The following is a 17184-nucleotide window of genomic DNA, read 5'->3' on the forward strand; positions in this document are numbered from 1 at the left end:
ACGGAGCTTAAGGTCACAAAGACATGGGATGATGAAAACGATAAGGATAAGATCAGACCTGCAAGCATTACTGTTCGCTTATATGCTAACGGAAAAGAGAAGGAAAGCATCGTGCTTGACAAGAGCAACGGATGGACATATACATGGAAGAACCTTGACAAGTATGAGAACGGTAAGGAGATCAGGTATACGGTTACTGAGGATAAGGTCAAGGGTTATGAGAGTGAGATTGACAGCAGCAATGCAAAGGATATTAAGATCAAGAACACGCATAAGCCGGAGAAGCCTAATGAGAAGCCAAAGAAGCCGGACACGGGAGATCATTCAGACATCATGATGCAGATGATCATGATGATCGGATCACTTCTTGGAATAGCTCTTATCACAAGAAAGAAAATTGCATCCTGAAGATTTAAAGATGTGGAATAAAAACCACATCTTTTGTTCAATTTGCTTTTTTCTTGATTTATTAATATAAAGTGTTACTATTTTAATATTGAAAGGGGATTTTATGAAAAAGAAAATTTTAGTTACATTATGTGTAAGCCTTATGTTTTTAACGGCATGCAGCAGTAAGAAAGAAGAAGGAAAAAGTGGAAATAAATCAGCTTCTGATTCTTTTTTTCTAAAGAACTGGACTTCTGAAAAGTATGCTATTTATGGATTTGATGGAACTAAGAAAACAGATTTTATTTACTCTGCTAAATCTGATTTCGTGAATGGATATGCTCTTGTAAAGTATCTTGATGATAAGAAATCAGCTATTGTTGATACTGATGGTAAAGAAAAAATTAAGAAAGATGAATATCAGGAAATTGAACACAGTGGAGGGACATATTTATTAAAAGGTAAAGATGGTGAAAAAGATAAGCTCGTTGACTCCAATTTAAAGGTTTTAAAGGAAGGTACGGGATTAAGGATTCTAACACTTCCATCAACAAAGTATATATCTATAGTTGCTGACAGCAGTAAAGTTTATGTTTATTCAGTGAATGGTAAACTTCTTAATGAGATGGACTATAATAGTCTTAATAGCTCTGTTTATCTTACTGAAAATCCGGTAAGTCAGATTGCTTCTTTTATCTATAATAAAAAGAATTATGTAGTTGATTTAAAAAATGAGAAATTTGTGATTGCAGTTGATTCTGATTCTAGTTACAATGCTTCACTAACTAATAAAAAAGATCGTAATTCATATGTCGTATTTGGCAATAAAGATTATTTTGTGGTTGACGGTAAAATAACAGCTGAAAAAGAAAAGGGATCAGTAACTGTTCAAGATGAATGTATTATCTATCAACATAAAACAGTACTTAAGGCAAATGGGGAAACAGCTATTGAATTTGATAATAACAATAGAATATCTTATTATAATGCTGATTCTTATTTAAAAGAGGTTAATGGCTCTTCTAAGATAGAGGTTTATAGTAAGGGTGTTTTAAAAACAACAATTAACGGAAAATTATACTCTACCGGTTTATATGGACGTACAAGTAAGCCTTATTTTAAAATAAGAGTAGGTGATAAATATTCTCTTGTCGATAAGGATGGTAATATTCTTATGACCTATGATAGTATTGTTTCAGTTTTAGATAATTATGTATCAGTGCGTGATGCAGATCAGACAGTTTTTGTTGATTTTAAGAATAAAGAGATTGCCAGATGTAATAAAAATGATAAAACTGTTTATTTAAGCGGTCAGTTCTATCTTTCTGAACCAAATAAATTGACAAGAATTAAAGATAAGAAAAGTGTAGATTATAGTATTACCAGCTTATTGACTGTTAAAATGTTCGGTACTGAATATATTGCTCTAAAGAATACTCAGACTAATAAATATGCTTTATTTGATGGAAAGACAGCTTCCATAAAAGGTGAATATGATCAGCCTATTATTTTAGAAAAGGATTACTATAAAGCTGGCGGTAAATACTATTCATATAAAAACGCTAAAGAATTCTATGATGCTAATGCATCTAAATAATTAAAAGGATGAAGAGAATATCTTCATCCTTTTAAATCTTTTTATATGCCATCTTTTTGATAATATTCCGATGATGGGGGTATTGTTTGATCAGCTCATCCTGAGTAAATACTTCAAAATCTTCATAATGGAAGGCAGGTGATACAACACAGCTTACAATTGAATAATCATTATCACAATCACTATCAATACTGCTTCCAAAAATAACATTTCTTTTAACTGTATAAGATAATAGTTCATTTTCTCCATTACCTATCTTAGCACATTCATAATGCCCATCCGGATATATCATATGAATGGAAAGACTATGCCCATAGTGATAAAACCATGTTTCTTCAGATTTTAAGCGGTGAAGATGGGAAGGATTAGAAGCTGTCAGTAAGAATAATATATTTGAAGAAGCTTCTCTAATTCTGCCATCTTCAAGATTTATATATTCTGAAGAAACAAAAGTTTGTTTAAAATATCCTCCTTCTATATGAGGCTCTAAGTCTAATTTATCTATCCAATATTGTGCATTCATAATAGTCTCCTTTTTTATAGTATAACAAAAAATACAAAAGAAGTTATTGTTTTTTAAATACTATTCATTTTAAGCATTCTACTTTTGAAAAATATATATTATCCTTTGAGTATCAAGCAGTTTCAGTTATCTATTGTTCACTCTGTTATAATGGATACCGGATTAAATGTGAATATGAAAGAAATATGCGCTCAGGATAAAGATGGAGGGGTACTTGACTATTGTCAACTACATGATATCACTATTCAGCCATGGAGTATTTTACAGGCATTATGGAGTGAAGGATCATTTATTAATCATCCTGATTATCAGAAACTGAATAAGGTACTGAATGCTTTAGCAGATAAGTATCATGTTACACCTTCAGCTATTGCGACTGCATGGCTATTAAGGCATCCTGCTTCATCCCAGCCAATATGCGGGTACTATATCTGTCAAGCATTTAGAAGAAATATCTGAAGCAGTTAATATTAAGATAACCAGATAAGAGTGCTATGATCTTTATTTATCTAGTGAAAAGCCATTACCATAAGTGTTCCTCGAACACTTTTTCTTTTAATATAAAGAATTTATTTGTTTTCATATACATTCTATTGTATGATGCTGTAGTAGGTGATTGAAATGTTTAGAAAAGGGAAGCCGTCACGAAAATATAAATCTTATCAGATAAATAAGAAAAAAAAGGCTTATGCAACAAAAGAAACAGGCTTTTTTAGAAAAACAAAGAAAATATCTTCTAAGAAGATTAATAGGGCAAAAACAAAACTAACTTTTAGTAGTTTATATAATAAACAAAGAACAAAAGCCGTAAAAGAGTATTCTTATCATTTAAGCCGTCAGGCTAGAGATTCATTCTATACTTTAAAGCCATCAGCAAAAAAGAAAGATCTAAAGCCAATCAGATTTCATTATGAAACTAAGAAGCCGATTAAAGAAAAAGAGACTTATCATTTTAGATATCATGCACCAAAAAGAGTTAAGGCTGAGAAAGCGTCTGAATATAGATTTAAATATTTTCCTGATAAACAGGCTAAACAAGAAAAGAGAGAAATTTATCAGTTTAAGTATCACCCGCCTAAAACTGTTAAAAACAAGGAGAAAATTAGTGAATATAGATTCAGATATCGTCCTGAAAAGGTAAAAGAAGTTAAGAAAACACCTGAATATCATTTTAAATATAAAAGTGAAAAGAAAAAAAGAAAGACTGCTAATAATCTTTATGTATTCAAATATCATCCTAAGAAGCCTAAGAAATATAAGAAAGAAAAAAGAAGTGAATTTCATTATAAATATGAATCACAGAAAAGAGGAAAGCTCAGTTTTATTATAGTTTTTTATTTGGGTATCATTTTTATTTCTTTAGTCGGAGCGGCTATAAGTTTCTATTATAAATCATATATATCTTTAGTTTTATTTATGTTTTTATTCATTATTGCGATTTATGAGAGTTTTATATCAAAGAATGGAGAATAGTTATGGGAATTGTAGTATTTGGAGCAACATTTGTTGATATTAAAGGTTATCCTATTACTCAGTATATACCGGGAGGAAGAAATACCGGCAGAGTCGTACAGGTGCATGGCGGAGTTTCACGTAATGTAGCTGAAGATATTGCCAATCTGGAATTAAGACCCTCCTTTGTTACTGTATTAGATCATTCAGGCATTTCATCCGATGTAGTTGAAAAACTAAATAGACATAAAGTAAATACTGACTATGTCAGATATACAGAGGATGGTTTAGGGACATGGCTGTCTGTCTTTAATAATGAAGGAGATGTTGTTGCTTCAATATCTAAAAGACCTCATCTTGATCTTATTAATGAGATATTGGATGAATCAGGTGATGAATTAATTTCTAATGCTGATAGTGTTGTTTTAGAAATTGATATGGAACCTTCTATATTAAAAAGAATTTTTCATCTTGCAGAAAAATATCAGAAACATGTTTATGCAATTGTTTCTAATATGAGCATTGCAGTTGAAAGAAGAGATTTAATTAAGAAGACAGACTGCTTTGTATGTAATCAGCAAGAAGCAGAGATTTTCTTTTCTGAATCTTATGAACACGTATTACCATTAGAAATGATGAATATACTGACAAATAAAGTAAAGATTGCTCAGGTTTCTTCTATGATTGTTACGATGGGTCAGAATGGAGCTGTATGGGCAGACAGTCAGGGACATTCCGGAGTATGTCCTGCTCAGAAAGTTAATGTTATTGATACAACAGGATGCGGTGATTCTTTCTTTGCAGGGGTGGTCATTGGACTTACTTATGGAAAAACGATTGCTGAAGCCTGTGTTATTGGAACAAGGCTTGCTGCTTCAGTTATAGCAACTAAAGAAAATGTATGTCCAAGATTTCTTCCTGAAGAGTTTAATATTTATATTGATGGAGAGAAATAAGATGAGTGATAAATATTATGAATTAAATCAAATTATTAATGAATCTAGACATATAGTCTTTTTTGGCGGAGCGGGAGTTTCTACGGAAAGCGGTATACCGGATTTTAGAAGCAAGGAAGGTCTTTATAATAATTTGGGTATAGAATTTGAACAGTATAGTCCTGAGTATTTACTTTCTCATGAATGTCTTTATTATAATAGTAAAGTATTTTATGAATTCTATCGTCAGAAAATGAATATTTTAGACATTACGCCTAATGATACTCATAATAAATTGGCTTTGATGGAAGAAAAGGGGAAACTTGATTGTATTATTACACAGAATATTGATGGACTTCATCAAAAGGCAGGGTCAAAGAGAGTATATGAAATTCATGGAACAGTATTACATAATTATTGTGATTGCTGTTTTAAAAGATATCCTTCTGATTATTTATTTAAAAATAATGTCAGTATTCCATTATGTAAGTGTGGAGGGATGATTCGTCCTGATGTTGTTTTATATGGTGAAACATTGCCTGCTGATGCTTACAGGCAAGCAATTAATGCGATTGAACATGCTGATTGTCTGATTATTGGAGGAACATCTCTTAATGTTTATCCGGCTACCGGCATGATTGATTACTTCAATGGTAAATATTTAATTCTGATTAATAAAGATAGAACTGTTAGAGATAGCGATGCTTCACTTGTCTTTCATGAATCTATCGGCTATGTTATGAATCAGATTATTATTTAAGGGAATATAAAAAATGGATCAAAAGATCCATTTTTTACATTCTGCTGATGACTGCAGAATCATCTTTGCCGGCTTTAGATATATTGAATGAGTGGTCAGCAGCTCTTTCTAAATCCTGTAAAAGCTTTGTAAATATAACTCCTGATTCAGTATGACATTCGTGTGTTCTTAAACGTGCGATATGCTTATCTAAAGCTTTAGCATTTAATTCTTTAATAAATTTATTTGTATTCTTTAAGCCTAATTTTTCCTGCTCATAGACTTTATCTTGTTTTAATACATGTATTGATTCATTAAAGAGAACTAATACATTTTCATAAACTGTCTTAAATTCTTCAATAGACTCATTTGAAAACGATAGCTGCTCATCGATTGTCTGTTCAGTTTTTGAAAGTATATCAACTGCATAATCACCAATTCTCTCTAAATCTATTAAAACATGAAACATACGTCCAATAAATGCTGAATTTTCATTAGATAAAGGTCTGTTAGTAATAGTTATAATAAAATCAGTAATATGATTATGAAGCCAGTTAATAAGCTCTTCATTATGCATTATTTTATCTTTTTCTGAAATATCCTTATTTACAAACGCTTGACATGAAGCAGTAAAATTAGATCGTACAAGTGATATATAGCGTTCCAGTTCACTTTTTATTTGAGGTACCAATGAAATAGGATCATTTAGCTTTTCATCAATATAAAGGAATCTTAATTCTGTTTCATGAGCCTTAGATGGGATAGCTTTCTCAATATATTTAACAAGTGTATCTACAAACGGCAGTAAGAAGAAAGCTGTTGCAGTTTTAAAGATAATATGAGCAATAGCTACTTGAACACTTCCATTTGCGGTTAGAGACGTAATAAAAGAAGTATATGGTGTGAATAAAGCAACCGGAGTAAAGATCAGCATACCGACAATATCAAAGATAAAATAGATAAGGGCAGCACGCTTGGCATTCGTTTTAGCACCGATTGATGAAAGGAAAAGAGGCATAGCACTTCCTACATTAACGCCAATAATCAGATAAATTGCAAAATTGAGAGGCATTAATCCTTGTAAGGCAAGTACTTGCAATACACCAATGGAAGCACTGGAAGACTGTAGAATAGCACACATCAATGCTCCTACTCCAATACCAATCAATGGATTATTAGCATGGGATATAAATGTTTTAAAAGCAGCACTTGATTTTAATACTCCCATAGCACTATCCCCGGACATATACTTCAATCCAAAGAATAGAATACCAAATCCTAATATAATCTGACCAATATACTTATGAGCCGTTTTCTTGCTGAAGAGTACGAGAACAGCACCAAGGAATATACAGACAGTAGATATAGCTGAGACATCAATCGCAATTAAGACAGCAGTAATAGTTGTACCAATATGAGCACCAAGGATCACACCGGTTGCCTGAGCCAGATCCATGATTCCTGCATTAAGAAAACCCATCAGCATGACAGTAGTGGCACTGGATGATTGAATAATGCCGGTAACAAAGACACCAACTAAGAATCCTTTAAATTTATTTCTGGTAAGTTTTTCCAGCAGATCTTTCATTTTACTGCCGGCAACTTGATTTATTCCATCACTCATGTAATTCATGCCAAAAAGGAATAAACCTAAACCGCCAAGTAAATTTATAATATTTATAATATTCATATCTTTTCCTTTAATTATAGTCCTTTCTTAATTTACACACATTTATTATAAACTAAAATCATTATTTTTTTATATAGTTAATGTTAAGATTATGTAAAATATTTAATAAAACAATTATATAAATATATATATTATATTTATATAATATATAAAGTTAATCTATTTTTAACAAAAGGCTATAAAAAAAGCTGCTTAAAGCAGCTTTTGTGTATTATTCATCAATACCAGTAGCACTAACTACTTTTTCAATAACTTCTTCCATTGTTGCGGCATTATCAGTGCATTGATCAGCAAGCTTCTGACAGTCTGCATAACTTAATGATCTGATTCTCTTTCTCTGAGCAAGAATTGATGTTGCAGACATTGAGAATTCATCAAGTCCAAGACCTAACAATAATGGAGCTGCTTTAGCTTCACCGGCCATTTCTCCACACATACCGGTCCATTTGCCATTATCATGAGCCGCTTTAATAGTATTACGTACTAAACGTAAGATAGAAGGACTGAATGGCTGGTAAAGATAATTGATAGTAGATGACATACGGTCAGCAGCAAATGTATATTGAATTAAGTCATTTGTACCAATTGAGAAGAAATCAACTTCCTTAGCAAACTGATCCGCAAGAATAGCGGCAGCAGGGATTTCAATCATAATACCAACTTCAATATTATCAGCAGGTTTAAAGCCTTCAGCTTCCAGCTTAGCTTTTTCATCCATTAAGATTGCTTTAGCATCTCTAAATTCCTGTAATGTGGCAATCATTGGGAACATTATATGCAGTTCTCCATAAACAGAAGCTCTTAATAATGCTCTTAACTGAACCCTAAAGATATCCGGTTTTTGTAAGCATAAACGAATAGCACGTACACCTAAGAATGGATTCATTTCCTCCGGTAATGGAAGAGCAGGAAGTTTCTTATCTCCGCCAATATCTAATGTACGAACAACAACCGGTCCATTAACATTTTCTAATACCTCTTTATAGACCTCAAACTGTGCTTCTTCAGAAGGCAACTCATCAGATTCCATATATAAGAATTCAGTTCTAAATAAGCCAACACCATCAGCACCATTTTCCTTAACTGCTTCTAAGTCAGCAGGAGATCCGATATTAGCAACCAGTAAGACTTCATGACCATCAGCAGAAACAGACTTGGCATCGACTAGAGTCTTCAGTTCAGCTTTATAATCATCAAAAGCTTTCTTTTTTTCCTGATATTCTTTAATGATGTTATCATCAGGATTGATAAAGACTTCACCGCTAGTACCATCCATTACAATAAAATCATCATTATTAGCTGTCTGGGTAATAGTATTAGTAGCAACAACAGCAGGTATTTCCATAGATCTTGCAAGAATTGCAGAATGTGAAGTTCTTCCACCAATATTAGTAACAAATCCTCTTACCAGATTCTTATTTAACTGTGCAGTATCTGAAGGAGTTAAATCATTAGCTATGATTACTACTTCTTCATTAATTAATGCCGGATTAGGCAAAGACTTTCCTAATATATGAGCTTTTAAGCGAGTAGAGACATCTTTTACATCTGCTGCTCTCTCTTTAAAATATTCATCATCCATACTTGAGAAAATAGTAATAAATGTTGAAGCAACATCTTCTAAAGCCGCCGCGGCATTTAATTTCTCATCTCTAATCTTAGCTTCAACCTGACTTGCCAGTTCAGGATCTTCAAGAATCTGCATATGTGCATCAAACACAGCAGCTTCTTCCTCAGATAAATTCTTAATAGCAGCTTCCTTAATCTTCTGAATTTCTATCTTAACAGCAGCTACATGTTCATTGTAAGATGCAATTGTCTCATCAGGATTTTCAATTGTATCTCTTGTGACTGTTAAGTCTGGCATTTCCAGTTTATATGCTTTTGCTAAAGCAATCCCGCTAGAAGCACCGATACCTTTAATATTTGTCATTTTGATTACCTCCATCTGCTTTCTATTCTACAATAACTTATAAGATAAATAAAGCTATTTTAAAAACTCTAAAAAACTTGCTCAAAAATTCCTATATCTTTATAATAATTTTCATATTTTGAAAATTTATTATTTATTTATTTATTTTTCAGGGTATAATAGAAATGAGGTGATTAGATGAAAATTATTAGAGTGAAGAATTATGAAGAAGCTAGTCAGAAAGCATTGGAGGTAATGCTGGAAACGGTTAAAAAGGGAAATGCTGTTTTAGGTCTTGCAACAGGATCTACACCGCTTAGACTTTATGAATTGATGAGAGAGGACCATAAAAAGAATAAAACATCTTATTGTGATATAAGAACTTATAATTTAGATGAGTATTATGGACTTCCTATCACACATGAACAAAGCTATTATTATTTTATGTGGCATAATCTATTTAATCAATTAGATATAAAAAAAGAAAATATTCATGTGCCTCGCGGTGAAGGCGATATCAATGAATCTTGCCAACTATATAATCAGATGCTTGATCAGGATGTAAGAGATATTCAGCTTTTAGGACTTGGCAGTAATGGTCATATTGGATTTAATGAACCGGGTACAGATTTTAATTCTGTTACTCACCATGTAGCATTAAAAAAGAGTACTATTGAAGATAATGCTCAATTATTCTTTAATGGCAATATTGATGCCGTTCCTAAAAGTGCAATTACAATGGGTATTAAGAATGTTATGGATGCAAAGAAGATACTTCTAATCGCAACCGGAGAAAGAAAGGCCGATGCTGTGAAAGCAATGATTGAAGGGGAGATTACTACTGATTTACCTGCTTCTATTTTACAGAAGCATAATGATGTGACTGTTATTGTTGACCAAGGGGCGGCAAGCAAGTTATCAGTATAATTAAAAAGCATAGAAGGTATACATATTAAGTATTGGGATTTTTAATTGTTTGTCTTATAATGAAGACAGGAGGCTTATATATGGAATATGTGACTTTAAATAACGGCATTAAAATGCCGATGGCAGGTTTTGGAGTATTTAGAGTTCCTGATAAAAAAGAGTGTCAGGAATCAGTCTATCAGGCTATTAAAGTTGGCTATCGCTTAATTGATACAGCTGCTGTTTATACAAATGAAGATGCTGTTGGAGAAGCAGTCAGACAAGCGATAAAAGAAGGAATATGCCGGCGAGAGGACTTATTTATTACATCTAAATTATGGGTTCAGGATATGCAGAGTTATGAAACTGCCAGTCAGGCTATTAATACTTCATTGAAGAAGTGCGGATTGGATTATTTGGATCTTTATTTGTTGCATCAGGCTATGGGAGATTATTTTGCTGCCTGGAGAGCTATGGAAGATGCTTATTGCAAAGGAAAATTAAGAAGTATAGGAGTTTCAAACTTTTATCCAAATGTTCTTACTAATTTTTGTGAGACCGTTACTATTAAACCAATGGTTAATCAGGTTGAATTACATCCTTATTTTCCTCAGACTCAAGCTTTGGAAACAATGAAATATTATCATGTAATTCCTGAAGCCTGGGCACCCCTTGGCGGCGGTCGTTATAATCCTTTTGATAATCCTATGCTTAAATTAATTGCTGATAAATATCATAAGACAATAGGACAAGTGATATTAAAATGGAATGTTCAAAGAGGGGTAGTCATTATTCCTAAATCAACACATTTAGAAAGAATCAAAGAGAATATAAATATCTGGGATTTCAATCTGACAAATGAAGAAATAGAAAAGATATCTTCACTTGATATGGGATATTCCGGAACTAGAACTAAACATTTTGATCCGGAATTTGTAAGAAACTGTTTGAACAATAAAATTCATAAGTAAAAGAAGTCAAAAATTTTGACTTCTTTTATTCTCTGATTAAATAATTAAAAGCTCCTAGAGCAGCAGTGGCACCACTGCCTGAGGCAATAATAATCTGTTTAAAAGCGGAATCGGTACAATCACCGGCTGCAAACACGCCTTGCAGGCTGGTTGCACCTTGTTTATCTGTAATGATTTCTCCACGGCTGTTCAAGTGAATAGTATCTTTAAGCCATTCAGTTGAAGGAACAAGTCCGGCTTGAATAAAACATCCGTCAATATCTCTTGAAGATAATTTATGATTGTTACGATTTTCAAATTCAATATGTTTAAGAGTCTTATCACCGTATAATCGCTTGGTTAAGACATTGGTGATAATTTCTACATTTGGCAGTTGCTTTAAATGATTTTGCAAAATCTGATCAGCTGCCAGTCTTGGCATAAATTCAATAAGTGTTACCTTTTTAGCGATACGAGCAAGATCAATAGCAGATTCCACACCGGAATTCCCACCACCAATGACAGCCACATTCTTGTCTTTAAATAATGGACCATCACAGTGTACGCAATAAGCGATGCCTTTCTTTAAGTATTCTTTTTCACCGGGAATACCTAACTGTTTCCATTTAGCACCTAGTGATAGAATAACTGTCTTTGCATGCAGAATCTGATCATTTTCTAATCTTACAGCAATAATATTATTTGTTCTTTGTATATTTGTTGCTCTATAGCCTGCAATGATTTCTACAGGATAATTTAAGACATGTGCCTTAGCTTGTTTCATAAATTCAGGACCTTCAATAGAAGGAATTCCCAGAATATTATTAACTTCAGCTGTATCCTTAACCTGTCCGCCAAAATTATCGCTTAATAAACCTGTTTTAATACCTTTTCTAGCTAAATAGATAGCTGCCATCATTGCTGCCGGACCTCCGCCAATAATCAATGAATCAAAAACTCCATAAGATAACATATCTTTTTTATCTGATACTAAATCAACTATCTTTTCTAGTGAGATTTTACCATTAAAGAATTCCTCTTTATTGAGAAATATAGCAGGTACAGCTAAAATAGATCTTTCGGAGACTAAATTTTTAAATGTACCACCCTCAATCATAGTATTAGAAATATTTGGATTTAAGACAGACATAATATTTAATGCCTGAACAACATCCGGACAATTATGACATGTCAGTGAAGCAAAGACTTCAAAATGTAATGGTTTATCAATAGCCTGAATTCTTTTTTTTAGATTATCATCAATCTTTGGTGCTCTTCCGCCAACCTGCAATAGGGCTAAAACAAATGATTCAAATTCATGCCCGAGAGGAATACCGGCAAACACAATACCTGAAGATGAATATTCTGTATTAATCGCAAAGCTTGGTGTATATTCTAATTTTTCTTCTTTTATCGAAATCTTAGGAGAAGTTTCAGAAACTTCTCCAATAAACTTTTTCATTTCTTTAGAAGAATTATCATCTCCTAAAGACAAGGAAATAACAATATTATTTTCTAAAAGAGTAAGATATGATGATAATTGTTGTTTTAACTGTGTATCTAACATCACTTTAAATTTTACCTACTAAATCTAATCCCGGAGTTAATGTTTCACCTGTTTCTTTCCACTTTGCCGGACATACCTGACCGGGATTTTTTCTAACAAACTGAGCAGCTTTAATCTTATCAATTAATGCTGATGCATCTCTGCCAATTCCATCGGCATTAATTTCAGCAGCCTGAATAATACCATCAGGATCAATGATAAATGTTCCTCTCTGTGCTAATCCCGTTTTTTCATCTAAAATATCAAACTGTTTTGAAAAGACAGTTGAACGATCCGCCAGCATTTTAAAGGTTAATTTACTGATTGCTTCACTATGATCATGCCATGCCTTATGAACAAAGTGTGTATCAGTAGAAGCGGAATAAACTTCAACACCTAATTCCTGTAATAAAGCATACTGTTCCTGTAAGTCTTCTAATTCAGTAGGACATACAAAGGTAAAGTCAGCCGGATAGAACATTAAAACATTCCATTTTCCTCTAAAATCCTGATCTGTTATATTTACAAATGATTCTGTTTTTGGATCATAAGCGTTTAAATTAAATTCTTGTATTTCTTTTCCTATTAATGACATAATAATATTCTCCTTAATTTTTTATTTCTAATAAACAAAGCATTTTTATATTACATTAAATCAATAGCACTCTTAATAGCTGTTACATCTTCTTCTGTGCCTTCTTCATGAACTTTTCCTAAAACGGGAACATCATAGAGTTTTTGAACCTCATCTGCTGCAAAAGCAAATGTTTCTTCATGGTAGTCTTTATTTCCCATACCAACAACTGCTTTTAGATAAGCATTATTGGCTTGGAGAAAATCTTCTACAACATAGGGGATTTCTCCATACCCGTCAGTATATGTAATTAATACATAATCTGAATTGACAGTTTCACTGCCATCTGTTATTTCTAATGTATCTTCATAACCTAATTTGTTTACAAATGTTTCAGTATTCCCTGATCTTGTTGAATAAACGATTTTCATTACATTCTCCTTTCAATTCAGCTTTGTTGATTAGTATAATCTAACCATATGTGATAATGAATAGAAAGTCAAAGTTAATGCATTCTTTTTTATAAAGAAAAAAATCTTCATAATGAAGATTAAAGATAAGTGATAAACATTGAGACAAGATCTTCTAAAAGTTTCTGATCTTTATCTGTAAAACGTTTTTTTATAGGTGAATCGATATCTAATACGCCTAACAGCTGATTATTCTTAATTAAAGGGATAACAATCTCGCTTTGACTCTGAGAATCACAGGCAATATGACCTTTAAATAAATGAACATCATCAACAATAATAGTTTTTCTTTCTTTTGCTGAAGTACCGCAAACACCTTGCCCCGGTTTTATTCTATTACATGCTACATGTCCTTGAAAGGGACCTAATACAAGCATATTATCTTTATAAAGATAAAAGCCGACCCAGTTAATATCATCTAATAGATCATTAATATAAGCTGATATATTGGCCATATTGGTAATCATATCCGTTTCATTTTCAATTAAGCATCTTAATTGATTTATTGCTAAATTTTTCATTGAAATACCTCCATTATTAATATACCATAAATACAATAAAGAAAGGATGATAAGATGAAAAAACTAAAAGACTATGCCATGAATGAGCATCACTCTCTATATCATATTTCTATTCAAAGAGAACATCCTCTTTATCAAAGAGAACATGATCTTAGAAGTCCGTTTTTTCGTGATTATACACGTTTATTATTTTCAGAAGGATATCGTCGAATGAAACATAAGACACAAGTCTTTTTTGCGATTGATGATGATCATGTATGCACTCGCAGTGAACATGTTAATCTTGTGGATTCAATCAGTCATAGCATTGCTAAAGAATTAGGCTTAAATACTGAATTAACACAGGCTATTGCAATAGGACATGATATTGGGCATGCACCCTTTGGCCATGGCGGAGAGAAAATATTAAATCAGATTGCACATAAATACCATTTAGATTCATTCTGGCATGAGAGAAATAGTCTACATTTTGTTGATTCTATAGAACTGTTAGAAGATGATGAACATCATTATCATAATCTGAATCTGACTTATGCTGTAAGAGATGGTATTATTTCTCATTGTGGAGAGGTTAATCAGAAAATTATTATTCCTCGTAAAGATCCTATTAATCTTTTAGAATTTAAAAAACCGGGACAATATCAGCCTTTTACTTATGAAGGCTGTGTTGTTAAAATGAGTGATAAGATTGCTTATCTGGCAAGAGATATTGAAGATGCTTTACATTTAGGTGTCATTACTCAAGAAGAGATAGATAACCTCAAAGAAGAGCTTAATCAGGAGGGAACTCATTTATCTGCTATTAATAATGGTTCTATTGTTAATTACTTTATTTCTGATGTTATTAAATATTCTTCTAAAGAAGGTATCGCCTTAAGTGATGAATCTTTAAAGAAAATGAAACAGATTATGGCTTTTAATTATAAACATATTTATGAAATAAAGAGAGTTAAGGTTCATAGTGAGTATGTTGGTCTAATATTAAACTCATTATTTCAGTTTTTATATGATTATAATTCTTTAGAAAGCATTAAAGCAGAGGAAAGTAAATATCCGGTTATATTAAGACATTATTTAAATTTTTTAAAGAAACTGGCATATTTTGGTGAAAGAGATGAGATTTATGAAAATGAGATTGTCTATGATTTCACTTCTGATAAACAGGCTAAAGAAAAAAGCATTATAGATTATCTTTCAGGTATGACAGATTCATTCCTGTTGAAATCATTTCATGATCTTTTAACTTTTAAATAAAAGGAGGGATGTAATATGCCTATTAAAATACCTGATAATTTACCGGCTAATAAGATATTACAAAGTGAAAATGTTTTTGTAATGAATGAGACAAGAGCAGCAACACAGGAAATCAGACCGTTAAAGATAATGATTGTAAATCTAATGCCTACTAAAGAAGTGACTGAAACACAATTATTAAGACTGCTTTCCAATACACCATTACAGATGGAAGTTGATCTGGTAACAATGGCTTCTCATGAATCAAAGCATGTTTCTAAAAAACATCTGGAAAGTTTCTATTATACTTTTAATGATATTCAAGATCGTTTTTATGATGGCATGATTGTAACCGGAGCACCGGTAGAAAAACTTGAATTTGAACAAGTTGACTATTGGAATGAACTTGTGCATATTTTTAATTGGGCAAAAGAACATGTTTTCTCATCATTTTTTATCTGCTGGGGAGCTCAGGCTGCGATGCATTATTATTATGGTATTGATAAGTATCTTCTTAAAAAAAAGCTGACCGGTGTTTATCAACATCATATTAATGCCGCTAAGATGAAAAGAAGAATATTAAGAGGCTTTGATTATCAATTTTATGCACCTCATTCACGCTATACGGCTCTTTTAAAAGAGGATATTTCCAGTATTGATTCATTGGATATATTAGCTGAAAGTGATGAGGCGGGGGTATATCTTGTTGCCAGTAAAGACGGGTCTCGCTTTTTTGTAACAGGTCATTCTGAATATGATGCAGATACACTAGATAAGGAATACAAAAGGGATATTCATAATCCGGACATTATTGCAGAAATACCAAAAAATTATTATCTGGATGATGATCCTTCCTGTGAAATACAGGTTAAATGGAGAAGCCATGCTTATCTTCTATTTGCGAACTGGCTTAATTATTATGTTTACCAGGAAACACCATTTGACCTTAATGAATTAAAAAATAGGAATACATAGTATTTTTTCGATTATTTGTTATAATGGTTGGGAGGAGATGTTTATGATGAAAAAAAATATTAACTTTTGTTTTAGGCTTGTTTTTAGTTATTGGCTTAACTGCCTGTGGTTCAAATGATAAGAAGGATGTATTAGCACATACTGAAACTTTTCTTACTGCCTGCAAAGATGGTGATTTTGCTAAAGCAGAAAAGCTTTGTTCGGTGGAAGCTGCTAATACATTAAAAATCACAAATTTTAAGGAGACTTTAATGAATACATTCACTAAATCACTTGAAACTTCCGGAGTAAAATTTAGTGATTATTCAGAAACTACTAAAAAAGCAGCTTCAGATTTTATTGATGATGTTTTAAAAGCTATTATAAGATCTTATCAGATGAATAATGACTATAATGGTGATCAAAAAACAGTGTCAGCAGTTGTAGAATATCTTGATATGAATTCTTTTTCTACTATTCAAATGACGACGACAATGAGAAACTTAGTAACTGATTACACCAATGCACATAAATCTGAATTACAGGCTATTTATACAAGTAAGGGGCGTAGTGAAATGCTGAAAAGCATTATTGATGGAGTTGCACCTGACTATTTTAAGAAAGTAAAAACGGATTATCTGGATAAGATGCCGGCTAAAAAACAGAAATGGATTATGACTCTTGTTAAAAAAGATAAAACATGGGTTATTGATAAAATCACTATTACTGATAATAAATAATCGGAAAAAATATCCGATTATTTTTTAATTAAAATTATCTTGATCATAACAAGAA

Annotated in this window: 18 protein-coding genes; 11 read left to right on the top strand and 7 right to left on the bottom strand. The window is 32.2% G+C overall.

Annotated features, from left to right (window positions below):
• Together HMPREF9943_RS10175 and HMPREF9943_RS03480 are read left to right on the top strand one after the other, a co-directional pair.
• Positions 1-408, top strand: a 408-nt coding sequence (locus HMPREF9943_RS10175) for a Cna B-type domain-containing protein (protein ID WP_004802077.1), incomplete at its 5' end; no start/stop codon positions are given.
• A 103-nt stretch (positions 409-511) separates the two neighbouring features.
• The gene (locus tag HMPREF9943_RS03480) at positions 512-1984 is read left to right on the top strand and encodes a hypothetical protein (RefSeq protein WP_004802079.1); all 1473 of its coding nucleotides are present in this window, start codon (positions 512-514) and stop codon (positions 1982-1984) included.
• Positions 1985-2015: 31 nt separating this feature from the next.
• Here HMPREF9943_RS03480 and HMPREF9943_RS03485 read toward each other — a convergent pair whose 3' ends face one another.
• Positions 2016-2507: a cupin domain-containing protein gene (locus HMPREF9943_RS03485; protein ID WP_004802082.1), complete on the bottom strand. Its 492-nt coding sequence runs from the start codon at positions 2505-2507 to the stop codon at positions 2016-2018.
• Between the two features lie 84 nt (positions 2508-2591).
• On the opposite strand from HMPREF9943_RS03485, the gene HMPREF9943_RS03490 reads away from it, so the two are divergent.
• The 4 genes from HMPREF9943_RS03490 to HMPREF9943_RS03505 all read left to right on the top strand — a co-directional run bounded on the left by HMPREF9943_RS03490 (position 2592) and on the right by HMPREF9943_RS03505 (position 5654).
• Positions 2592-2966, top strand: coding sequence for an aldo/keto reductase (locus HMPREF9943_RS03490; protein WP_241431578.1), 375 nt, complete (start codon positions 2592-2594; stop codon positions 2964-2966).
• A 162-nt stretch (positions 2967-3128) separates the two neighbouring features.
• On the top strand, positions 3129-3980 hold the full coding sequence (locus tag HMPREF9943_RS03495; RefSeq protein WP_004802087.1) for a hypothetical protein: 852 nt from the start codon (positions 3129-3131) through the stop codon (positions 3978-3980).
• Positions 3981-3982: 2 nt separating this feature from the next.
• A complete protein-coding gene (locus HMPREF9943_RS03500; RefSeq protein ID WP_004802088.1) occupies positions 3983-4915 on the top strand; it encodes a carbohydrate kinase family protein in 933 nt (310 codons plus the stop codon).
• A gap of 1 nt (position 4916) precedes the next feature.
• A complete protein-coding gene (locus tag HMPREF9943_RS03505; RefSeq protein ID WP_004802090.1) occupies positions 4917-5654 on the top strand; it encodes an NAD-dependent protein deacylase in 738 nt (245 codons plus the stop codon).
• Positions 5655-5688: 34 nt separating this feature from the next.
• Here HMPREF9943_RS03505 and HMPREF9943_RS03510 read toward each other — a convergent pair whose 3' ends face one another.
• Both HMPREF9943_RS03510 and ptsP read right to left on the bottom strand, forming a co-directional pair.
• Positions 5689-7323 carry a Na/Pi cotransporter family protein gene (locus HMPREF9943_RS03510; RefSeq protein ID WP_004802092.1) on the bottom strand — a complete coding sequence of 545 codons (1635 nt, stop codon included), beginning with the start codon at positions 7321-7323 and terminating at the stop codon, positions 5689-5691.
• 211 nt (positions 7324-7534) lie between these two features.
• Positions 7535-9256, bottom strand: a complete 1722-nt coding sequence (gene ptsP, locus HMPREF9943_RS03515; protein WP_004802093.1) for a phosphoenolpyruvate--protein phosphotransferase — start codon at positions 9254-9256, stop codon at positions 7535-7537.
• Between the two features lie 177 nt (positions 9257-9433).
• Here ptsP and nagB point away from each other — a divergent pair, with 177 nt between their 5' ends.
• Entirely contained in the window at positions 9434-10162 is a 729-nt protein-coding gene (gene nagB, locus HMPREF9943_RS03520) for a glucosamine-6-phosphate deaminase (protein ID WP_004802094.1), read from the top strand.
• 80 nt (positions 10163-10242) lie between these two features.
• Positions 10243-11112 carry an aldo/keto reductase gene (locus HMPREF9943_RS03525; RefSeq protein ID WP_004802095.1) on the top strand — a complete coding sequence of 290 codons (870 nt, stop codon included), beginning with the start codon at positions 10243-10245 and terminating at the stop codon, positions 11110-11112.
• Between the two features lie 25 nt (positions 11113-11137).
• Here the strand turns inward: HMPREF9943_RS03525 and ahpF are convergent, their stop codons facing one another.
• From ahpF to HMPREF9943_RS03545, 4 genes are all read right to left on the bottom strand, one after another.
• The gene (gene ahpF / locus HMPREF9943_RS03530; protein ID WP_004802096.1) at positions 11138-12658 is read right to left on the bottom strand and encodes an alkyl hydroperoxide reductase subunit F; all 1521 of its coding nucleotides are present in this window, start codon (positions 12656-12658) and stop codon (positions 11138-11140) included.
• Positions 12659-12662: 4 nt separating this feature from the next.
• Positions 12663-13232, bottom strand: a complete 570-nt coding sequence (gene ahpC, locus HMPREF9943_RS03535) for an alkyl hydroperoxide reductase subunit C (RefSeq protein ID WP_004802097.1) — start codon at positions 13230-13232, stop codon at positions 12663-12665.
• A gap of 50 nt (positions 13233-13282) precedes the next feature.
• Positions 13283-13642: a class Ib ribonucleoside-diphosphate reductase assembly flavoprotein NrdI gene (locus HMPREF9943_RS03540; RefSeq protein ID WP_004802098.1), complete on the bottom strand. Its 360-nt coding sequence runs from the start codon at positions 13640-13642 to the stop codon at positions 13283-13285.
• A 119-nt stretch (positions 13643-13761) separates the two neighbouring features.
• Positions 13762-14202, bottom strand: coding sequence for a GAF domain-containing protein (locus HMPREF9943_RS03545; protein WP_004802099.1), 441 nt, complete (start codon positions 14200-14202; stop codon positions 13762-13764).
• 54 nt (positions 14203-14256) lie between these two features.
• On the opposite strand from HMPREF9943_RS03545, the gene HMPREF9943_RS03550 reads away from it, so the two are divergent.
• From HMPREF9943_RS03550 to HMPREF9943_RS03560, 3 genes are all read left to right on the top strand, one after another.
• Positions 14257-15456 (top strand): deoxyguanosinetriphosphate triphosphohydrolase family protein, encoded by a 1200-nt coding sequence (locus HMPREF9943_RS03550; protein ID WP_004802100.1) that lies wholly within the window; start codon positions 14257-14259, stop codon positions 15454-15456.
• A 15-nt stretch (positions 15457-15471) separates the two neighbouring features.
• Positions 15472-16410 carry a homoserine O-acetyltransferase MetA gene (gene metA, locus HMPREF9943_RS03555; RefSeq protein ID WP_004802101.1) on the top strand — a complete coding sequence of 313 codons (939 nt, stop codon included), beginning with the start codon at positions 15472-15474 and terminating at the stop codon, positions 16408-16410.
• 77 nt (positions 16411-16487) lie between these two features.
• On the top strand, positions 16488-17129 hold the full coding sequence (locus HMPREF9943_RS03560) for a hypothetical protein (protein ID WP_004802102.1): 642 nt from the start codon (positions 16488-16490) through the stop codon (positions 17127-17129).
• The last annotated feature ends 55 nt before the right edge of the window (positions 17130-17184 follow it).

This window comes from Eggerthia catenaformis OT 569 = DSM 20559, assembly GCF_000340375.1.
Lineage (GTDB): Bacteria > Bacillota_I > Bacilli_A > Erysipelotrichales > Coprobacillaceae > Eggerthia > Eggerthia catenaformis.